The sequence below is a fragment of the Aquirufa echingensis genome, from assembly GCF_042714525.1.
GTDB lineage: Bacteria > Bacteroidota > Bacteroidia > Cytophagales > Spirosomataceae > Aquirufa > Aquirufa echingensis.
Map to the genome: position 1 here is coordinate 64,304 of NZ_JBBKYA010000003.1, position 22,549 is coordinate 86,852.

The window sequence follows — 22,549 nt, forward strand, 5'->3', positions numbered from 1 at the left end:
ACATGCAATTCTCGCATTTACACAATCACTCGCAGTTTTCATTATTGGATGGCGCATCGAAGATATCTTCGATGTTTAAAAAGGCCAAAGCAGATAATATGCCGGCGGTAGCGATTACCGATCACGGTAATATGTTTGGTGTATTTCAATTTGTTGCTGAAGCAGGCAAACAAGGAGTTAAACCTATTGTGGGTTGTGAATTTTATTTAGTTGCCGATCGACACAAGCAGAGCTTTACGAAGGAGCAAAAGGATAAGCGTTACCACCAATTATTTCTTGCCAAGGATCCCGAAGGGTATCAGAACTTAGTCAAGCTTTGTTCATTGGGTTTTATGGAGGGGATGTATTCTAAATACCCTCGAATTGATAAAGAGCTTGTTTTAAAATACCATAAAGGCCTGATTGCTACCACTTGTTGCTTGGGTGCATCTGTCCCACAAGCAATTCTTCGATCTGGCGAAGAAGAGGCTGAAAAGGAATTTAAATGGTGGTTGGATCTCTTTGGCGAGGATTATTACATCGAGGTTCAAAATCATCATATCCCTGAGCAACAGACGGTTAACGAGGTGTTGTTAAAGTTTGCAAAGAAGTATAATGTAAAAGTGATTGCCTCCAATGACAGTCATTATTTGGATCAGAAAGATGCAAATGCCCACGATATCCTGTTGTGTATCAACACAGGCGAAAAGCAGGCCACTCCTACTTACAAGGATATCGATGATGGATCCGAGATGAAAGGCAAGCGTTTTGCTTTTTACAATGACCAGTTCTATTTTAAGACAACGGAAGAAATGACCAAATTGTGGTCACATGTTCCTGAGGCCATTGATAATACCAATGAGATTGTTGGCAAAGTAGAAACCTTGAAATTAACCAAGGATGTCATGTTGCCAAATTTCCAGATTCCTACGAATTTCCAATCGCAGGATGATTATTTGGAGCATTTGACCATGGAAGGTGCGAAAAAGCGCTATGTGGATATCGATCAGGTGGTTGAGGAACGTCTTCGCTTTGAATTATATACAATCCGGACCATGGGATTTGCGGGTTACTTTTTGATTGTAGCCGATTTTATTCAAGCGGGTCGCGATCTTGGTGTCTACGTCGGGCCTGGTCGGGGATCTGCCGCAGGTTCTGTGGTAGCCTATTGTTTAGGAATTACCAATATTGATCCCATTAAATACAATCTCCTTTTTGAGCGTTTTTTAAATCCAGATCGGAAGTCATTGCCCGATATTGATACGGACTTTGATGATGAAGGCCGACAAAAAGTCATTGATTACGTCGTAGACAAATACGGCAAGAATCAGGTGGCTCATATTGCGACGTATGGCACGATGGCTGCTAAAATGTCCATTAAAGACGTTGCACGTGTATTGGATTTACCATTATCGGAATCAAATGCATTAGCCAAATTAGTTCCAGAAAAACCGAAAATCACTTTGGAGCGAATTTTTAATGCGCCTTTGAATGGGGATAAAAGTTTAGCTGATAAGGAAGGTTTGAATCCAGAGGAGATTGAGCAGGTGAAGCAATTGCGTCAAATCAAAGAATCAGGCGGATTACCTGCCACAGTCATTGAAAATGCTTTGGTATTGGAGGGTTCTGTTCGAGGAACGGGGATTCATGCGGCAGGTATTATCATTGCACCTTCAGATTTAACAGATATTTTGCCTGTAGCGGCTTCTAAGGACGTTGCCTTGTTGATTACGCAATACGACGGTTCAGTGATTGAGAATGCGGGTGTAATTAAGATGGACTTTTTGGGGCTTAAAACCCTATCTATATTAAAGGAGGCTGTTCGCTTAATTAAGCAAAATCATGGCGTGACGATTGTGTTGGATGATTTGCCTTTGGATGATAAAGCTACTTTTGAATTATACCAACGAGCAGAAACGAATGGAACGTTCCAATTTGAATCTCCGGGTATGCAAAAACATTTACGCGACTTAAAGCCCGATCAATTTTCGGATTTAATTGCAATGAATGCCTTGTTCCGTCCAGGTCCAATGGTCTATATCCCGAATTACATTGCCCGAAAGCACGGTCGGGAAGCGATTGAATACGATCTGCCTGAGATGGAAGAGTATCTGAATGATACGTATGGGATTACGGTTTATCAAGAGCAAGTGATGTTGCTTTCGCAGAAATTGGCCAATTTCTCCAAAGGAGATGCCGATGTATTGCGTAAAGCGATGGGAAAGAAAGACAAAGCGACAATCGATAAGATGAAAGGCAAGTTCATGGAAGGTGGACAAGCTAATAATCACCCAGCGCCTAAGTTGGAGAAGATATGGACCGACTGGGAAGCTTTTGCGCAATATGCCTTCAATAAATCTCACTCAACTTGTTATGGGTTAGTAGCTTATCAAACAGGATATTTAAAAGCTAATTACCCGTCTGAGTTCATGGCGGCGGTACTTTCCAATTCTTTGGGAAATATTGAAAAGATTACCTTCTTCATGGATGAGTGTAAACGTATGGGAATTCCTTTGTTGGTCCCTGATGTGAACGAATCATCGCGTTCTTTTGCCGTGAATAAGAAAGGGCATATTCGTTTTGGTTTAGGTGCGATTAAAGGTGTTGGAGAAGCTGCCGTAGACGCTATTGTGGAGGAAAGGACGCAAAATGGAGAATACAAGGATATTTATGATTTTGTTTCTAGGGTCAATGTTCGCCAAGTAAATAAGCGCAGTATGGAGTCTTTGGCTCTAGCTGGCGCATTTGATTGTTTCGAGGAAGTTCAGCGTTCGCATTATTTTGCGATGGAGGATGGTACTTCGTTTATTGACAAAATAGTTCGATATGCTTCTCGTATGGCTGAGTTAAAAGCTGAGGCAACGCAATCTTTGTTTGGAGATTTAGGCGCCGGAACGGGAAATGACATTGCGAAGCCTAAATTACCTGTTTCTGAAACTTGGTCTGTGATGGAGCAATTAAAGAATGAGAAAGAGGTTGTTGGCGTTTACATTTCAGGGCATCCTTTGGATGAATATAAAGTTGAGATTCAAAATTTTACTAATTCAACGGTTGTTCAGTTAGATTCGAAGCCAGGTGCTGTTCAATCAGTGGCTGGGATTGTATCTAAGATGAATGTTCGTACTTCTGCGAATGGAAATCAATTCATGATTTTCACCTTAGAAGATTATTCAGGGAATTATGAATTTGCTTTGTTTGGTAAAGATTATATTGAATTTGAGCGTTTTATTGGCCAAGATCGAATGTTATTTATTCAGGGTTCTTATCAACAAAAGAATCGCTACATGGAACAAATGGTCTTTAAGATTCAATCCATTGAGTTATTATCTGAGGTTTTAGAGGAACGAACCAAAGAAATGAAGCTTTCCTTGCATTTAAAGCATTTGAATTCTGCCTTAATGGATAATCTATTTGATGTGTTAGAGCGAAACAAAGGCAATAAGAAATTGGTTATTGAGGTATTCGATGAAGATGAACAGATTCAAATGGATTTTTTATCAAGAAAAATGCAGATTCGGATCGGTAAATCTTTAATCGCGGATTTAGTAGGTTTAGAAAAAGTTGGTTTTCGATTAATTTCATAAATAATTTGTCGGGAACTAATTCTTATACCTGAAATGTTATAATTTTGAATTTTAAAATAAACTAGAAAATGGGAAAATACGTAGAGGCAACAGATGCCAACTTTCAAGAATTAATTAGTGGACCGACACCCGTATTAGTCGATTTTTGGGCTGAATGGTGTGGACCTTGTAAAATGATTGGACCAATCGTAGAAGAGTTAGCGGGAGATGTAGAAGGACAAGCGGTTGTAGCTAAAATGAATGTAGATGCGAATTCAGCAGTACCTGCATCTTTGGGAATTCGTTCAATTCCTACTTTGATGGTATTCAAAAATGGCGAAATGGTTGAGCGTTTAGTTGGTGGAAATATTCCAAAATCAGTTTTGGCTGAAACCTTGTTAAAGCACGCTTAATTAGCTTTTATAGACTTTATCCATGGCTTGTAACAAGATGTTGCAAGCCATTTTTATTTCCTCATTTGTGATGACCAAAGGCGGTGCAATGCGTAAGGAGTTGTCACAAAATAGAAACCAGTCGGTGATTAGGCCATTTAAAATGCATTCATCGATTACCGCTTTCACCGTTTTGAAATCTTGCATTTCTACAGCAATCATCAATCCTACCCCTCTAAATTCTTTGATGATGGGGTGTCTCAATAATTCCTTAAACAATTGATGCTTTTCTTCAATTTTATCAAGTAGTTGATTTTTTTGAATGAAGTTTAAAGTTGCAAGGGATGCTGCGCAGGAAACAGGATGTCCACCAAATGTAGTAATATGGCCTAAAACGGGTGCATAAGATAAGGTTTGCATCAAGGATTCATTAGCAATAAAAGCGCCAATCGGCATGCCCCCTCCCATCCCTTTCGCACTTAATAGAACATCCGGTACGATGTCCATGGCTTGAAATGCCCAGAAAGTACCCGTTCTTCCAAAACCTGTTTGAATTTCATCGAGTATTAGTAGGCAGCCAACTTCTGTACATCTTGCTCTTAGAGCTTTAAAATAGGCTTTAGATGCTGTTTTTATGCCAGCCTCCCCTCCTACGATTTCAATGAATATGGCTGCGGTTTTTGTGGTAATTTGATTTAGATCATCAAGATTTCCATGTTGGATGTGCCGAATATCAGGTAGAAGCGGTCGGAAACTATTTTTGAAATGTTCGTCACCCGCTAAGGATAATGCACCTTGAGTTGCCCCATGGTAGGCATTGTGGCATGAAATAATTTCACGCCTTTTGGTATATCTTTTGGCCAATTTCATGGCTCCTTCTACCGCTTCAGTTCCTGAATTGGTGAAGTAAACCTGATTTAGACTATCTGTATTCGTTGATTTAGCCAAGGCTTCAGCAAGCAGCACTTGAGGACTTTGAATGTATTCGCCATAAACCATGAGATGCATGTATTGATCCAATTGGTCTTTGATTGCTTGTACAACTTCAGGATTGCGATGTCCAACGTTCGAAACGGCGATACCTGATATTAAATCGATGTATTTTTTTCCTGCTGTATCTGTTAAATAGATGTGTTCTGCCGATTTAATTTCTAATGCCAAAGGGGCATCAGAGGTAGGCGCCATGTGTTTCTGAAAGAGTTGTCGGTGTGTAAATCCCATATCAATTCAAATTTACAGCCTTTTATCAAATTATCAGTTTTTAACATGGTCTATTCCTATAATCTTCGAATCTTGCGTCATGAAGCTACTGTTACTCTTGTTTATTTTTCCTGTTTCTTTATTTGCTCAATCCATTCAAGGAAAAGTGATTGATGCGCAAAAAGAAGCCCTTGCATTTACATCCATTTGGGTGGAAAATACCAATCAAGGAACATTGGCGAACGAAGATGGTCAATTTGAAATTCATTTGAAGTCGGGCAAAAATCGTTTGGTTTTTCGGCATGTAGGCTTTGCGCCTAGGACGATTGATGTTGAATTATCTGGGCAAGAAGTAAAACGAGACTATATTGTTCAGATGCAAGAACAGACTGTGTCTCTTGAAGAAGTTAATATTCGTGCATTAAAGGAAGATCCGGCAATTGGTATTATGCGTAGGATGATTTCGATGGCGCCATTCCACTTAAAAGAACTTAATGCTTATCAGGCAAAAGCCTATATCAAAGGTAACGGGAAGATTACCTCCATTTCGAAGTTGGCCGATTTTGCTTTTGGAAAGCAATTGGAAAAAGATGCTGGAATTAAAGTAGGTCGAACTTATGTCTTAGAAGCGATTAATCAGGTAGATTATAAACGGCCTAATCAGATTAAAGAGCGTGTTATTTCAAATCGGAATAATTTACCCTTAGCGATGAAAACGGCTGATGCACCTAATTTGCGTGCAACGCAAACTAATTTTTATATGCCTAAAGTTTGGGGAGCATTGATATCGCCTGTATCGCCTTCAGCATTTCAATTTTATAGCTTTAGTTATTTAGGCAGCTTTTCCCAAGGAGGAAAGACAATTAGTAAGATACAAGTCAGACCTAAATCATTTTCCATTGATTTGTTTGAAGGAGAATTGCTTGTTGTAGAGGATACTTGGAGCATATATTCTTTGCGATTAAATTTTAAGAACGGGAATGGCAATTATCAGTTAAGCCAACAAAATGCTGAATTTCAAGGTGTTTGGATGCCCATAAATTATGAAATGCGGGCCAATATGCAGGCCTTGGGCTTGGGATTTACTATCAATTATGTGACACAAGTTAAATCCTACCAAATTCAGGTTAATCCAGGCTTTGTGGTTAAACCTCAGATTATTGAGGAGCGCTTGGATAAATCGTTGGCGAAGGAAATAGATCGTTCTAAGATTAAAGATGTTCAAACGGCTTTTAATGGAGAAATTACGCGTAAAAAATTAAAACGTGTATTGAAGAAGGTAACGAAGGAAGAAAGCAAAACGGATTCACTTGCAAAAGCTGATGTGAGTAGTATGTATGAAATGCAAGTTGATTCTTCAGCATCTAAGCAATCAGAGGCCTATTGGAACGAAGCTCGAGAGGTACCATTGTCTGAGGCCGAAGTAAAGGGATTCAAGGAAGCTGATAGTTTATATGTTTTTGAGCGCGCCAAAATGAAGAAGGATTCGTTAAATACCTTGCCTAAGTTTCATGTGGCACAATTGTTTTTCGGCAAGCGCTATAATTATGAAAAAGATGGAAAGGGTAATTCCATAACCTTGGATATGTTTGGTGGAGGTTTTACTCCTGTAGATGGATTTTATGTGAATCGTAGCTTGACGCTAAATCATCAACTAAATAAGACGGATTATTGGAGAATTGGAGGGCAAGTTCGTTATGCATTTATTAGAGAGGCGATAAATGGGTCGATTTCATTCGAAAATCAAGCCGCTGGTGGATTGCATTGGTGGAATTTACGTGCGGGTTCAGAGCTTATGAATTTTAGTTCTGCTAAAACGCTGCCTATGAATTTGAATAGTAGTACATCCTTATTTAATTCGGTGAGCTATTTGTCATGGTATGAAAAACAATTTGTTCAATTAGGTTTTCGATATCAGATTCGAGCGCCCTGGCTAATTTCAGGGGAATTGGAATATCGTCAACGAAGCCCTTTATCGAACGTGGTTGATTATGGTTGGTATAAGCAGGAAAATCGTTTTCGACCTAATTATCCAATTTCTTCTGAAATTCAAGATACGCGATTTGTTCAACATGAGCAATTGAGTTTAGGTATGCGTGTTACTTGGCAGCCTGGATCTACTTGGCGACTTTATAATTCGATTCGACGATTATCAAATCCTGAGAATGCTCCTAAGGTACAATTCGAATCCCAATGGGTTGTGGGCAATTATGGCTTTGCCAAAATAGGATTTCAGTTAGATCAAACCATCAACTTGAATCGTTTGGGTAAATTAGCCTATCAGCTTCGATATGATGAATTCTTAGTCAAGCCTCAAATCTATTTGGATTATACGCACTTTAATGGAAATGAGTTAAATCTAATTTCTAGTGTACCATTTGGATTTAGTGCTTTGCCGATGTACCAGTTTAGTACAGGTAATCGCTCACTTGTGTTTCATGCCAAATGGAGCCCAAGAAAATTGCTTTATACACAAAGTCAATGGTTCTATTTATATGGATTGCGGGAGCATATTCGCTTTAGCGCATTAAATAAAGGAGATCTTGATTTACGTGAGGGGTATTATGAGGCAGCATATTCCTTGCAAGGTATATTAAAAGCTTTTGGTTTAGAAGTTGCGAAACCTATCGGAAATTGGGTACCCTCGCAATGGAAAGTTTCATTAACCTTGCCTTTCTAGTTGGAAATATGCTCCAAATTCTATTAATTGTGCTAAATTTTTTTGAAATAATCTAAATCTTTATTTATGAATCAAATTGTTTACTTAGTGCCTGCTTTTGGTATAGTAGGATTGCTGTATACAGCATGGAAATTTAGTTGGGTATCTAAACAAGATGCAGGAAATGACAAGATGCAAGAGTTATCGGGTTATATCGCCGATGGAGCTATTGCATTTTTAAAAGCAGAATGGAAAATATTAACCTATTTCGCTATTCCCACAGCAATTCTATTAGCTTGGTTGGGGACGCAAACGGGAACTGTGGAAAATCCCATCCACTCATCCCCTTTAATCGCCGTTGCTTTTTTAATTGGCGCGATATTTTCAGCGACAGCTGGCTATATTGGAATGATTGTTGCGACGAAAGCCAATGTTCGTACGGCTGAAGCAGCTCGAACTTCATTAGCTAAGGCCTTAAATGTATCTTTTACAGGTGGTTCTGTGATGGGTATGGGAGTTGCAGGTTTAGCAATTTTAGGCCTAGGTGGTTTATTTATTGCGTTTTATCAGATTTTCGCTGAAGGACAAGCATTGACTTCTGTTGAGATGAAAACGGCTATCGAAGTATTGGCGGGTTTTTCTTTAGGAGCTGAATCGATTGCTTTGTTCGCTCGTGTGGGTGGTGGTATCTACACAAAAGCTGCGGATGTGGGAGCTGATTTGGTAGGTAAAGTTGAAGCAGGAATTCCAGAAGATGATGTTCGTAACCCTGCAACGATTGCAGATAACGTAGGAGATAACGTGGGTGACGTGGCAGGCATGGGTGCCGATTTATTCGGTTCTTATGTGGCAACGATCCTTGCGACAATGGTATTAGGTCAGGAAATTGAAGTGTCTGATAATTACGGTGGATTCTCCCCTGTCCTATTGCCCATGTTGATTGCGGGTGTAGGATTAATCGCATCATTAGTATCTACTTTCTTTGTTCGTATTTCGAAAGAAACGGATTCAGTGCAGAATGCGTTGAATTTGGGTAACTATACATCGATTGCAATCACTTTTGTAACATCCTATTTCTTAGTGACGAATATTTTACCAGAAAGCCTAACACTTCGTGGTACTACATTTTCTGCCATGGATGTGTTTTATGCGATTATTGTAGGCTTAGTTGTAGGTACTTTGATGTCGATCATCACAGAATATTACACTGCCATGGGTAAACGTCCTGTAGATTCGATCGTACAAAAATCAGGTACAGGTCATGCGACAAATATCATTGGTGGCCTTGCGGTAGGAATGGAATCAACGGTATTACCAATTTTGGTATTGGCGGCAGGTATCATTGCATCCTATCACTTTGCTGGTATCTATGGTGTTTCTATCGCTGCTGCGGGTATGATGGCAACGACTGCCATGCAATTAGCGATTGATGCATTTGGTCCAATTGCGGATAATGCGGGTGGTATTGCTGAAATGTCACAATTACCTTCTGAGGTTCGTGACCGTACAGATAATTTGGATGCGGTAGGTAATACGACGGCTGCAACTGGTAAAGGATTTGCGATTGCTTCGGCGGCGTTAACATCTTTAGCTTTATTTGCAGCGTTTGTTGGCATTGCTGGTATTGATGCAATCGATATTTATAAGGCAGATGTTTTAGCTGGCTTATTCGTGGGAGGAATGATTCCATTTATTTTCTCAGCTTTATGTATTTCTGCAGTTGGTAAAGCTGCAATGGAAATGGTGAATGAGGTTCGTCGTCAATTCCGTGAGATTCCTGGAATTATGGAATACAAGGCAAAACCAGAATATGAAAAATGTGTGGCCATCTCGACAGAGGCGTCTATTCGTCAAATGATTCTTCCTGGTGCAATTGCTTTGTCGGTGCCAGTGATTGTTGGCTTTACCATGGGACCTGAAGTATTAGGTGGTTTATTAGCCGGTGTAACGGTATCAGGTGTTTTAATGGGAATTTTCCAATCAAATGCTGGTGGTGCTTGGGATAATGCGAAGAAGTCGTTTGAGAAAGGTGTATTGATTGATGGTCAAACATTCAAGAAGGGTTCTGAGCCTCACAAAGCTGCTGTAACGGGTGACACGGTTGGTGATCCATTCAAAGATACCTCAGGCCCATCGATGAACATCTTGATTAAATTGATGTCCATTGTATCCTTGGTTATCGCACCTTACATTCACGTAGGAAAGAGTCCTGCACATTCGAGTGTAAAATCACCTGCTCCTATCATTAAGATGGTAGCAAAGCGTTAGATAATTTAAGCGATTCTCGATATCGGGAATCGCTTGCCATAAAAAAAGCCCTTCGTCGATTGACGAAGGGCTTTTTTAGTTCTATCAGAAATTCCGAAGTGGATTAAGCGGTTAATTTACCTCTTAAAGCTCTTGGGATATCGATTGTTGCAACTGGGTTAGAAGCTGGGTTTAAGATTTCGCAACCTTCAACTTTCAACTTGTTAACTTTTACAGTTTGACCTAAATCAAGGCCAGAGATATCAGCAGTAACAAAATCAGGAATGTTAGCTACTAAACCACGCAAAGAAACTTTACGTAATTTTTGTACCATTTTACCCCCTTTGATAACGCCAGGAGAGTTACCAATGATTTTAACCGGAACGTCAATTTTGATAGGCTTATCAGCAGTGATTTCTAAGAAATCAACGTGAAGAATCATTTCATTCACTGGGTGAAACTGAGCATCTTGCAAGATAGCACGGTGAATATCACCTTCGATGTTCAATTCTACTTCGTAAACATCTGCAGAATATAATAACTCACGGAACAAGATCATTGGAACAGCGAAATGCAATTGCTCTTTTCCACCGTATAATACACATGGAGCTAGTGCCTCTGCACGTAAATCTTTTGAACCTTTTGTACCTAATGTAGCGCGCTTATACCCTACGATTTCTAACTTTTTCATTTTGTTTTTGTTAGTGTTTCCAGTCTTTCGCTCGAAGGCTATCCCCTGAAAACGATTGAAATTAATATTTAATAAATAAAGAACTGATAGACTCGTGATCACGGATACGACCGATTGCCTTCGCAAATAACTCAGCAACTGATAATACCTTAATTTTGTCGCATGCTTGTTTTTGAGGAATCGTATCTGTAACTAATAATTCAGTTAAAACTGAATTAGAAATGTTCTCATACGCTTTTCCAGATAAAACAGGGTGAGTTACCACCGCGCGAACGGAATTTGCACCCTTATCCATTAATAATTGAGCGGCTTTGCACAAAGTACCACCTGTATCAATTAAGTCATCGACTAAGACTACATCTGCTCCTTTCACATCACCAATTAATTGCATCGATGCAATTTCATTAGCACGTTTCCGGTGCTTATCGCAAATAACCATCTCCGCATTGAAGAATTTGGCCATGTTACGCGTACGTACTACACCTCCCACATCTGGAGAAGCGAATACGATGTTTTGTAAATTCAATGATTTCAAATATGGAACAAAAATGGCGTTTCCCTCCAAGTGATCTACTGGAAAATCCATGAATCCTTGAATCTGACCTGCATGTAGGTCAATCGTCATTAAACGATCCGCTCCAGCAGCTGTCAATAAATTGCCAATTAATTTTGCTCCAATTCCTACACGTGGACGATCTTTACGATCTTGACGTGAATAACCAAAATAAGGAATAACTGCAGTCACATAGTGGGCTGAAGCTCTTCTTGCCGCATCAATCATCAATAACAATTCCATCAAGTTATCAGCCGTAGGAAATGTTGATTGAATAATAAATACATCACAGCCGCGAACAGATTCATCAAAACTAGGTGACATTTCACCATCTGAGAATCGTAAAGTGGTAACAGCTCCTAAATCCTTCCCGTAATATTTGGCGATTTCTTTTGCCAAATAATTAGAAGCCGAACCGGAGAAAATTTTAACTGCGTTAATCGCTGCCATGTTATTTGTTAAGGGCTTAATTATAAAAATTAAGGCGCAAAATTAGACATTTTACGCCTTAAATCAAATCTATTTTACTGATGCACGAATAATGTTCAATGCACCACCTGCTTTGAACCATTCAATTTGTTGTGCATTGTAGGTATGATTCACAGCAAAACTATCTTTCGAACCATCTGCATGAACCAATTCAATCGTTAATGATTTCTCGGGTGCGAATGAACCTAGGCCAACAATATTAATGCTGTCGTTTTCTTGAATCTTATCATAGTCTGCTTCATTAGCGAATGTTAACGCAAGCATACCTTGTTTTTTCAAGTTGGTTTCGTGAATACGTGCAAATGATTTAACCAATACCGCACGAACACCTAAGTGACGTGGTTCCATTGCCGCATGCTCACGTGATGAGCCTTCACCGTAGTTGGTATCCCCTACCACAATTGTCCCAATTCCCGCTGCTTTGTAAGCACGTTGCGTGGCAGGTACAGGACCATATTCACCTGTTAATTGATTTTTAACGTTGTCTGTTTTCTCATTGAAGAAGTTAACAGCACCGATCAACATGTTGTTCGAGATGTTATCTAAGTGACCACGGTATTTCAACCATGGACCTGCCATCGAGATATGATCTGTTGTACACTTTCCTTTTGCTTTGATCAATAATTTCAAGCCTGTTAAGTCAGTGCCTTCCCAAGCTGCAAATGGATCTAATAATTGTAAACGGTCAGATGTTGCTGAAACTTTAACTTGAACACCTGAACCATCCGCTGCGGGAGCTTGGTATCCTGCATCTTCTGCAGCAAAACCTTTTTGTGGCAATTCATCTCCTGTAGGAGCATCCAATTTAACTTGTTCCCCTTTTTCGTTGGTTAACGTATCAGTTAACGGATTAAATGTTAAATCTCCCGCAATCGCTAAAGCTGTGACCATTTCTGGTGAAGCAACAAATGCAAATGTGTTTGGATTGCCATCCGCGCGTTTCGCAAAGTTTCTATTGAATGAGTGAACGATGGTGTTCTTCTCTCCTTTTTCAGCTCCTGGACGTGCCCATTGACCGATACATGGTCCACATGCATTCGAGAATACAGTTGCGCCGATTGTATTGAACGTATCAATAAAACCGTCACGCTCAATTGTATAACGAACTAATTCAGAACCTGGTGTGATTGTAAACTGCGCTTTGGTTTTTAATCCTTTGGCAGCTACTTGTTTTGCTAACGATGCCGCGCGCGCAATATCTTCATATGATGAATTGGTACATGAACCGATCAAACCAACCTCTACTTTTGTAGGCCAACCGTTTTTCTCGGCTAATTCTTTCATTTTTGAAATTGGCGTTGCCAAATCCGGTGTGAAAGGACCATTTAAGTGTGGTTCTAATGTATCTAAATCGATTTCGATTACTTGATCAAAATATTGCTCAGGGTTTGCGTAAACCTCAGGATCTGCAGTTAGGTGCTCACGTACTTGATCTGCCATCGCTGCAACATCTGCACGACCTGTAGATTGTAAGTAACGCGCCATTGAATCATCGTAACCGAATGTTGATGTCGTTGCACCAATTTCCGCCCCCATGTTACAAATGGTTCCTTTACCCGTACATGACATTGAAGTTGCTCCTTCACCGAAGTATTCAACCACACATCCTGTACCACCTTTTACTGTTAAAATACCAGCTACCTTTAAGATAACATCTTTAGGAGCAGTCCAACCATTTAGTTTACCTGTTAATTTAACACCGATCAACTTAGGGAATTTCAATTCCCAAGCAAGACCTGCCATGACATCACAAGCATCAGCACCACCCACTCCGATTGCGATCATACCTAATCCACCTGCATTAACCGTGTGTGAGTCAGTACCAATCATCATTCCACCTGGGAAGGCATAATTTTCCAAAACTACTTGGTGAATAATACCAGCGCCTGGTTTCCAGAAACCGATACCGTATTTATCAGAAACCGATGACAAGAAATCGTAAACCTCTTTATTTTTATCTACTGCAACCGCTAAATCTGTCGTTGAAGCAACTTTAGCCTCAATTAAGTGATCACAGTGTACCGTAGAAGGTACAGCTACTTGAGGGCGACCCGCTTGCATAAATTGCAATAAGGCCATTTGAGCCGTTGCATCTTGCATAGCTACGCGATCTGGTGCGAAATCTACATATGAGTTTCCACGTGCGTAAGCAGTAGACGGTGTTCCTTCCCATAAATGGCTATAAAGGATTTTTTCAGTTAACGTAAGCGGCTTACCAGTTAATGCACGTGCTGCTGCGATGCGAGCCGGCATTCTTTCGTAAACAGCTTTGATCATTTCAATGTCAAAGGCCATGTTAATAATTTTTATATAAGAAATTGCTCGCAAAATTAATAGATTCGCTTGAAAATTGCCAATTTTGAAGGCTATGATTTCCTTTCAATTTTATTTTATTGAAATTTGGCAATCGTTTCCCTGTTAAATAATGTTTTTGGCTGCTTTGATAGCCGATTAAGCCTATTCAGTTTGAAAGTTATCTATCGTTTGTTTTTCATTTTACTGATTTGTACACCGCAATGGATGTGGGCACAAATGAATGATTTTCAGGCGGTTGTTGATCTAGCAATTGCGAAAGCACCTAACCATGCGGCTCAAATACGGCATCTGCAATTTGATGTAGAAATTTCAGAAAAGGGCCGATTTGAACATTTCCCAAATCTAGGAAAGCAAAGGCTTCAAAAATTAGAGGGTATTAAGATTGGCCAGTGGTACGGGAAGCAAACAAATTCTCATGTTTATATGGGAGCAATGAATCAAATGATTCATGAAGTTCATTCTGTGCGTGGGAATCAGATTAAGTTCCCACGGCCTACCCTATTTTTCTGGTCTGATTTTTACCAAGATTTTGTAGGTACCCAATGTGTTTCTCCATTAAACTATCAAGCTAGGAGTTATTATCAATTTACATTTAAACAAACTTTTCTTTTACAGGGCCAGGCGGTTTACCAATTTACGGTAAGTCCTAAAATGAAAGCTGATCGATTGTTCTCAGGGATTATCACACTGAGCCAAGAAGGTATGTTTGTAGGGTTTGATGGTACGGTGGAGTCAGATGCGATTGATTATCGCATTCATATTCAAAATCAATATAAGTATGAGAGTTGGTTGCCCCAAGAAGCTAATTTTAATGTAAAAGGTGGGGTTTTGGGCATTACAGGAGAATACGAGATTCAAGAGAATGTAAAAGGCGATATTCAATTTTGGCAACCCAGTGTACATGATTTTGAAAAACCGAAAGACATCAAAGAAATCCTTAATATTTCTGAACGCGCTTTTGATGAAACATTTGCGAGCCAATTGTTGGCTAATTTCCATCAAGGCTTAATCCGTAAGTGGAAACAACGGCCCCAATCGGCGCTTGTGACTGTTGATTCAGTGAAAATTGTGCCGATAAAGGATGTTCTGCCAACGAACAATGCATTTTTTCCTGCCCCTATAGACTCTTCAAGTATTGCCTATTTTGATACCTTACGGAGGAGTCCTTTTCGCATCGACCAATTGATTTTTAGTAAGTCGTTTTATTTCGGGAAACGAAAGGGCGATTTTTATCCATTTGAAATTTATTATAAATCCCCTGTTTTTGATTCCAATTTTAACACCGTCGAAGGTTTTGTTGCAAACTCTGCTTTGGTCTTTCGGAAACGATGGGCGCGTTATCGGATGATGGAGGCAGAGGTTTTAGGCAGACGATCATTTGGCTTAAATCGAAATACAGGATATGTCAAATTAAGATACAAAACAGAAAATTTTGATATCTCCGCCACTCAAGGGGATTTTGTAGCACAATACAATCCTGATAATACGATTTCACCCGAAATGAATTCGCTTTCAACTTTGTTGTTGAAAAACAATCAAATGAAGATTTACCGCAAGCAATATTGGAATATTTCCTTAATCAAGCGTTTTTCTTCACGCCTTTTCATTAAGGCCTATGCGGAATCTGCATTGAGATCGCAAATGGATAATACGACGGGTTATTATTGGGTTAATTATTTAAATCGTGCATTTAGCAGTAATAACCCAACGAACGTGGAAAACCTAAAAGAAGGTTTTGAAAGTAATCAAGCCTTTATTACCCAGTTTTCAGTGGGTTTTAGGCCATTTTTGACACAATCATATTTGAATTCGACCCGTCAAAGTGATTGGGGATCTTCGCCCTTGATTCAAGTAAAATATCGTGCCGGTTGGCCTGAGGTCTTTGGTTCAAAAGTTGATTTTCAAATGCTTGAATTATCTTATGTTCAAAACTTAGCGCTATCACCTTGGGCGAAATCAGGTTTTGTATTAAATGCAGGAACATTTTTTGGTCATTCTCCCGAATATTTTTTGGATTATAAACACTTTAATGGTGGACTCAATCTTATTCAAACGGGTGATATGTTGGCCTCCCAGCGGCTTATAGGATACTATCAGAATTTTACAACCGGTGCCAATCAGCGTTTTAATGTGAATCATTACGCTTATAGCACGTCTGGAAATTTTGTTGAGGCCTTATCGCAATTTCAGTTCTCAAACTTGTGGTTGAAACCTTTGTTGGGGACCAAGAAGGCTTATGTCAAAGAATTATTAATTGCGAATGCAGTATATCTGCCTAAGCAAAATTTGTTTTATCAGGAGTTAGGATATGGTTTGGATGGTGTCATTAAGGTCTTGCGTTTGGAGGCGATTGCCAATTTTTCAAATGGGTCTTTTAATTACATTGGATTCCGTGTCAACATTAATTCGCGAATTCGAATTGGTAATATTCCTGAATAATATGATTTTTTAGATTTTTTTTGGTGCTTTCGCTGTAATTGTAAACAAATACATTTTAAGCACCTATATTTGAGGTCATTTCGAAAATTTAACCTGAAACATTTATCTGATGGCAAAAAATTTGGTCATAGTTGAGTCCCCCGCAAAAGCAAAAACGATAGAAGGTTATTTGGGCAAGGATTTTATTGTAAAATCTTCTTTCGGTCATGTGCGGGATTTACCTACCAAAGGTGATAAGGTCATTGATGTAGAAAATGATTTCACGCCTACTTATGTCGTTTCTTCGGATAAGACACAAGTCATTTCGGAATTAAAGAAATTAGCTAAATCATGTGAGGAAGTTTGGTTAGCGACTGACGACGACCGTGAGGGAGAAGCGATTTCTTGGCACTTAAAAGAGGCCTTAAATTTAAAAGATAATACGAAGCGAATCGTATTTCGTGAGATTACGAAATCAGCCATATTAAAGGCGATTGAGCAACCTCGTGCGATTGATATGGATTTGGTGAATGCGCAACAAGCCCGCCGAATCATGGATCGTTTAATCGGTTTTGAGCTATCTCCAGTTCTTTGGTCTAAAGTTCAAAAAGGTTTATCTGCCGGACGTGTGCAATCCGTTGCGGTTCGGTTAATCGTAGAACGTGAGCGAGAAATTGAACATCATGCTAGTATCGCTACTTTCAAAGTTAGTGCACTATTTGATCTTCCAGGTAAAAAAGTCTTGAAAGCTGAATTAGCTAAGAATTTTGCCAAAGAAGGTGATGCCTTGGAATTTTTGAAGAAATGTGTGGGTGCAACATTTTCAATTAAAAGTCTAGAAACGAAGCCGGCTAAAAAGACACCGGCGCCGCCGTTTACGACATCTACGCTCCAACAAGAAGCGTCGCGTAAACTAGGTTATGCGGTTGCTACGACTATGTCGATTGCACAAAAATTGTATGAATCAGGTCGTATTTCCTATATGCGTACCGATTCAACAATGCTTTCACAAGAAGCACGTGACAAGGCAAAAGCAGCAATCGAATCGAATTATGGTGAGAAATTTCATCATGCCCGTCAGTTTAAAACCAAGTCTGATAGCGCACAAGAGGCTCACGAAGCCATCCGTCCAACGGATTTTGGCCTATCTACCCTATCTGGGGATTCGCGTGAACGTAAATTATATGAGTTGATCTGGAAGCGTTCGATTGCTTCACAGATGTCGGATGCTTTACTCGAAAGAACAACGGCTCAAATTGAAATATCAACGACGACTGAAGTTTTAGTTGCTCAAGGTGAGGTTATTGCTTTTGAAGGATTTTTAAAAGCTTATTTAGAAGGAAAAGACGAGGAGGAAGAGGATGAGAACAAAGATATGTTGCCTCCATTAGCGGTTGGACAAATCTTACAATTAGATGAATTAAAAGCTCAGGAGCGTTTTTCACGTCCAGCTCCGCGTTATACAGAGGCCAGTTTGGTTAAGGCTTTGGAAGAAAAGGGCATCGGTCGGCCATCTACATATGCGCCTACCATATCCACGATTATTAAGCGTGCTTATGTGGAGAAAGAAGATCGTGCTGGTAAGGAAAGAACTTACCAAACATGGACGTTGAAAGATGATGAAATTGCGGGAGTAAAGGCAACTGAAATGGTTGGTGCTGAGAAATCGAAATTATTCCCAACCCACATTGGAACTTTGGTTACAGATTTCCTTGTGGAGAATTTTCAAGATGTGGTCGATTATACATTTACCGCTGAAATGGAAAATGAATTTGACCACATTGCGCAAGGAAAATTGCCTTGGGTTAAGTTGATGAAGGACTTTTATGGTTCTTTCCACAAAACGATTGAAGATAGTAAAGGCATAGCTCGCAGTTCTGTAGGTGGTGGCCGTGAATTAGGTTTAGATCCTGAAACGGGTAAAAAGATTTCTGTTCGTTTAGGGAAATTTGGCCCATTTGTACAATTGGGTGAGTCGGGAGAAGAGGATAAACCGGTATTTGCCAATTTGGGTAAAAATCAATCGATTGCTACGCTAAGTTTGGATGAGGCGATCGCTTTACTTGCTCGACCAAAATTACCTCGTGAGATTGGTATTTTAGATGATAAGCCTGTGGTGATTGGTGCTGGTAAATTAGGGCCATACATAAAATACGATGGTAAATTCACCAGTTTGCCTGAACCGAATGATCCTTTTACGATTGAATTAGATCAAGCCGTTTTAGTAATGCAAGCAGCTCAAAAAGCAGCTGAATCAGCGGGGTTGGGTTATTTTGAAGATCAATTAATTGAAACGGGTAAAGGCCGTTTTGGCCCTTATGTCAAGCATAATGGTAAATATATTTCCTTGAGTAAAACGGATAATTTAGCTTCTCTGACACAAGAGCGAGCTATTGAATTGATTTTAGCGAAACGAAATTCAGAAGCCAATAAGATCATTAAGGAATTCCCTGAGAATGCAGCCATTAAGGTCGTGAATGGCATGTATGGTCCTTACATTCAAATCGGTAAACGAAATGTAAAGATTCCGAAGGATCAAGATCCAGCTAGTTTAACATTGGAAGATTGTATCGCATTAGGTGATGCAGCTCCAGCTCCTAAAAAGACAACAAGAAAAAAATAAGATATGAGTCAGATTATTGATGGAAAAATGGTTGCTGAATCCATGAAAGCATCCATTGCGAAAGAGGTTCAAGAATTAGTTGCTTCAGGTAAGCGTGCCCCCCATTTAGTTGCCATTCTTGTAGGTAACAATGGCGCATCTGAAACTTATGTGGCGAATAAAGTGAAATCTTGTGAAGAATTAGGTTTTGCCTCTACCCTTTTGCGTTTTGATCCATCGATTAGCGAAGCAGAATTATTGCAAGCTGTAATAGAAGTGAATAACAATCCCGAAATGGATGGATTAATTGTTCAATTACCTCTTCCTAATCACATCAATCCTGACCGTGTGATGGAAACGATTCATCCTTCCAAAGATGTAGACGGTTTCCACCCGATTAATATTGGTCGGATGGCGAAAGGATTGCCCGCTTATATTTCCGCTACCCCTCAAGGTGTTTTGGATTTATTAGCTTACTACAAGATTGAAACGGCAGGAAAGCATTGCGTAGTTGTAGGTCGTAGTCAAATTGTAGGTTTGCCCATGTCTATTTTAATGCAACGCAATCATCCACAAGGAAACTGTACGGTTACATTGACACATTCGCGTACAGCAAATTTGGAGGAGATGTGCCAACAAGCCGATATTATTATTGCGGCATTAGGTAAGCCTGAGTTTATCACTGCAGCACACGTTAAACCTGGCGCAGTGGTTATTGACGTAGGTTTGACACGTGTGGAAGACGCTAGCAAAAAATCTGGTTTCGCTTTAAAAGGTGATGTTGATTTTGATTCCGTATTCCCAATCTGTTCTTACATCACACCTGTACCTAAGGGCGTAGGTCCAATGACGATTGTTTCCTTGATGAAAAACACCCTTTTGGCTGCCAAAGGAGTGATTTATCCAAAGAACTAAGCCTTATACAAATAGCGATGGAAAACTCCCAATGGGAGTTTTTTGTCGTATTGGTCATTTAGGTATAATTCACCGGATTCTGCCGTTTCTGGCACATTGAAAATGCCATTAACTAAATTCTCTACGACCAAGGTAGAAAAGCCTAATGAATAGACGTTAGTCAATAAAATGTGTTCCTTAGGATCGAGAATTTCTTTTACTGAGCGCAACATATCGTCTATCTGTTCTTCCAAAACCCATTTTTCTCCATCTGGTCCACGACCATAAGCCGGAGGGTCTAGCAACACACCTTGGTAGAAATTACCTCTTCTAGCCTCGCGTTTAACGAATTTTAGAGCATCTTCTGCCATCCAGCGGATTGAATCCAATTGCGATACTTCCATGTTTTCGCGCGCCCAAGATAAAACTGGTTTTACCGAGTCTACGTGCGTGACATCGGCACCCATTTGTCGGCATACTAAACTTGCCCCACCCGTGTAAGCAAATAGGTTTAATATCTTAGGTTTTGAGTTACTTAATAAGGGTATGTTTTTGGCTAAAAACTCCCAATTAGACGCTTGTTCTGGAAATAAGCCTACATGTTTGAATGAAGATAGACTAATCTTTAATTTTAAATCTAAATGCTCCGACTGATACGGGATGAACCATTTATCGGGTACTCCTTTTTTGATATCCCATACACCACGTTCTGTACTGCCTTTCTCTTTTTTGAAATGCGCATTTGCCTTGATTGACCAAAACTCTTCCGATAATGATTTTGACCATAGTGCCTGAGGTTCAGGTCTGCGAACGACAAATTCACCAAACTGCTCTAATTTTTCAAATCCGCCTGAATCGATTAATTCATAGCTTTTTCCCCAGTTTTGAGGTGTTTCAATGGCGATAGATTGGTGATTGTTTGACATTAAGGCTTAAATTGAATTTTGTTTAAATAGAAAACTTGACGTTTCCCTTCTGTTTGGTTAACAATATTTTGTGTTCCGTAAGCTAAAAAATAGGTGTTATACCAATAGGTTAAATCGGAATCAGCTGATTTTTTAACTCGATCACCTTCTAAATTGGTTTCGATGTCCAAGGTATTTTCCGTTTCAGTAGCTCCATGATCGCGAATGATTTTGGAGATTATTTGGTTATCCTTGCTGTAACTTAAAATGATCTGATCATCCTGAACGGATGTTTTTAATTTTTGAATAAGCTTCGGTTCTTTTAAATCTTGCAGCGAAATACAATGATCCCACAATAAATTACCCTGTGCATCTAATTCGGCAATCACAGCATGCGTATAAACCCATCCGTCAAATTGTTGCTGGTTTCCATAATAATTATAACCTCGATATCCCCATGGGCTGTAATAGCTTGAAAAAGGTGAATACAAACCGTAATTTCCATATCCCCATCGATAAGGATTATACATCATACTCCAAGGAGAATAAAAGCCACTCATCGTTGTCATCCCTGGAAAATAACCTCCCCCGTAAGGGCCAAAGTTGGCATATTTATAATCAGGATAAAATGCTTCTGCCACAATTATGTAATGATCTCCTTTGCGGATAATATCATGCATTAGTAGTCGGTAATCCAAGCGTAAATCCTCCCCTTTTTCCTCTTTATCTTTAATTTTTTTAGCTTGTCTTTCAATTTGTTTCGGGCTTAAGAAATTGAAAAAATTACTGAATTTGGTAAAGCTCGTATAGCTTGAATTGGTTAATTCACCATCTAGAAATGATTGAAAATAAAGTCCTTGTGAACTTGGCCCCTTAGATGAACCAATCGTGTTTTTGTGCCCATAGGTACCTACCACAACTTGTAGAGAATCATTGATTTGTGCCGATTTGGCATTCATCATCGCATATTCATCATTTGGTTTCATTAAAACTTGGCTGACTTGATTTCCATCTTCATCAAATGATTTGAGGATTAATTGGTAATCTTTAGCCTTTTTCCCAACTGAATAGGTGACATTGATTTGTTGGTATGCCGTATCTAAATCCATCGACTGAATTTCAGCTTGTCCTTTTACGATGGCAGGTAAAATGCGGGTCTTTTTTTCGTTCAGATTCGTATAAAGAATGACGGGTTGTGAATTAACCATTCCGGCAATGAAAAGCGAAGCATTTAACGCTTTGAAATTAGATATTTCAATTCGGTCAACGGAGATGATTTGATATTTATCAACCTTCCCTTTTTCGGTATTCACGCGAAAAATGACATAAGAGTTACTCTTGAATCGACTAAATAAAAGATATAAATCATCCCCATCGTAACTATGCGTCACATAATCTTGATTGGAATCGATGTTAGCATTTGTAGACCATTCTTGTTCTAAATGGGTTGAAAACTTACTAAGGTTGAATGCTTGTTTGTTTAATTGGCTGAGTAGGATGACACCTTTATTCCCAATGGGAATCGTAAAAGTCTCCACTTGATTTGATTCTTGCGGAAATTCAACACGTTTATTCGTTTGTGCATTTCCTTTGAAAATGGACAATGAAATAACTATCAGAATCAAAAGAGCCTTATTCATA

Annotated in this window: 13 protein-coding genes; 7 read left to right on the forward strand and 6 right to left on the reverse strand. The window is 39.4% G+C overall.

What is annotated here, in order from left to right; all coding sequences use genetic code 11:
• Nucleotides 1–2: 2 nt before the first annotated feature.
• Nucleotides 3–3,563, forward strand: coding sequence for a DNA polymerase III subunit alpha (gene dnaE / locus SKC38_RS05580; RefSeq protein ID WP_377975853.1), 3,561 nt, complete (start codon nt 3–5; stop codon nt 3,561–3,563).
• A 68-nt stretch (nt 3,564–3,631) separates the two neighbouring features.
• A complete protein-coding gene (gene trxA / locus SKC38_RS05585) occupies nt 3,632–3,955 on the forward strand; it encodes a thioredoxin (protein WP_315576240.1) in 324 nt (107 codons plus the stop codon).
• Here trxA and SKC38_RS05590 read toward each other — a convergent pair whose 3' ends face one another.
• Nucleotides 3,956–5,155: an aspartate aminotransferase family protein gene (locus tag SKC38_RS05590; RefSeq protein WP_377975855.1), complete on the reverse strand. Its 1,200-nt coding sequence runs from the start codon at nt 5,153–5,155 to the stop codon at nt 3,956–3,958.
• A 79-nt stretch (nt 5,156–5,234) separates the two neighbouring features.
• On the opposite strand from SKC38_RS05590, the gene SKC38_RS05595 reads away from it, so the two are divergent.
• Together SKC38_RS05595 and SKC38_RS05600 are read left to right on the forward strand one after the other, a co-directional pair.
• Complete coding sequence (locus SKC38_RS05595) at nt 5,235–7,814, forward strand: DUF5686 and carboxypeptidase regulatory-like domain-containing protein (protein WP_377975857.1); 2,580 nt, start codon at nt 5,235–5,237, stop codon at nt 7,812–7,814.
• 66 nt (nt 7,815–7,880) lie between these two features.
• On the forward strand, nt 7,881–10,061 hold the full coding sequence (locus SKC38_RS05600) for a sodium-translocating pyrophosphatase (protein ID WP_377975859.1): 2,181 nt from the start codon (nt 7,881–7,883) through the stop codon (nt 10,059–10,061).
• Nucleotides 10,062–10,164: 103 nt separating this feature from the next.
• On the opposite strand, the gene SKC38_RS05605 is transcribed toward SKC38_RS05600, so the two are convergent.
• The 3 genes from SKC38_RS05605 to SKC38_RS05615 form a co-directional block, all read right to left on the reverse strand.
• Nucleotides 10,165–10,731 (reverse strand): 50S ribosomal protein L25/general stress protein Ctc, encoded by a 567-nt coding sequence (locus tag SKC38_RS05605; RefSeq protein WP_377975860.1) that lies wholly within the window; start codon nt 10,729–10,731, stop codon nt 10,165–10,167.
• Nucleotides 10,732–10,792: 61 nt separating this feature from the next.
• On the reverse strand, nt 10,793–11,734 hold the full coding sequence (locus SKC38_RS05610) for a ribose-phosphate pyrophosphokinase (protein WP_377975862.1): 942 nt from the start codon (nt 11,732–11,734) through the stop codon (nt 10,793–10,795).
• Between the two features lie 69 nt (nt 11,735–11,803).
• Nucleotides 11,804–14,068 (reverse strand): aconitate hydratase, encoded by a 2,265-nt coding sequence (locus SKC38_RS05615; protein WP_377975864.1) that lies wholly within the window; start codon nt 14,066–14,068, stop codon nt 11,804–11,806.
• 171 nt (nt 14,069–14,239) lie between these two features.
• Here SKC38_RS05615 and SKC38_RS05620 point away from each other — a divergent pair, with 171 nt between their 5' ends.
• From SKC38_RS05620 to SKC38_RS05630, 3 genes are all read left to right on the forward strand, one after another.
• The gene (locus tag SKC38_RS05620; RefSeq protein ID WP_377975866.1) at nt 14,240–16,528 is read left to right on the forward strand and encodes a DUF5686 family protein; all 2,289 of its coding nucleotides are present in this window, start codon (nt 14,240–14,242) and stop codon (nt 16,526–16,528) included.
• Between the two features lie 109 nt (nt 16,529–16,637).
• Complete coding sequence (gene topA / locus SKC38_RS05625; protein WP_377975868.1) at nt 16,638–19,130, forward strand: type I DNA topoisomerase; 2,493 nt, start codon at nt 16,638–16,640, stop codon at nt 19,128–19,130.
• 3 nt (nt 19,131–19,133) lie between these two features.
• Complete coding sequence (locus SKC38_RS05630; protein WP_377975870.1) at nt 19,134–20,024, forward strand: bifunctional 5,10-methylenetetrahydrofolate dehydrogenase/5,10-methenyltetrahydrofolate cyclohydrolase; 891 nt, start codon at nt 19,134–19,136, stop codon at nt 20,022–20,024.
• Here the strand turns inward: SKC38_RS05630 and SKC38_RS05635 are convergent.
• The gene (locus tag SKC38_RS05635; RefSeq protein ID WP_377975871.1) at nt 20,021–20,929 is read right to left on the reverse strand and encodes a class I SAM-dependent methyltransferase; all 909 of its coding nucleotides are present in this window, start codon (nt 20,927–20,929) and stop codon (nt 20,021–20,023) included. The genes SKC38_RS05630 and SKC38_RS05635 overlap by 4 nt on opposite strands.
• Nucleotides 20,929–22,548 (reverse strand): hypothetical protein, encoded by a 1,620-nt coding sequence (locus tag SKC38_RS05640; protein WP_377975873.1) that lies wholly within the window; start codon nt 22,546–22,548, stop codon nt 20,929–20,931. Before SKC38_RS05640 ends, SKC38_RS05635 begins: the two co-directional genes overlap by 1 nt.
• Nucleotide 22,549 lies beyond the last annotated feature (1 nt).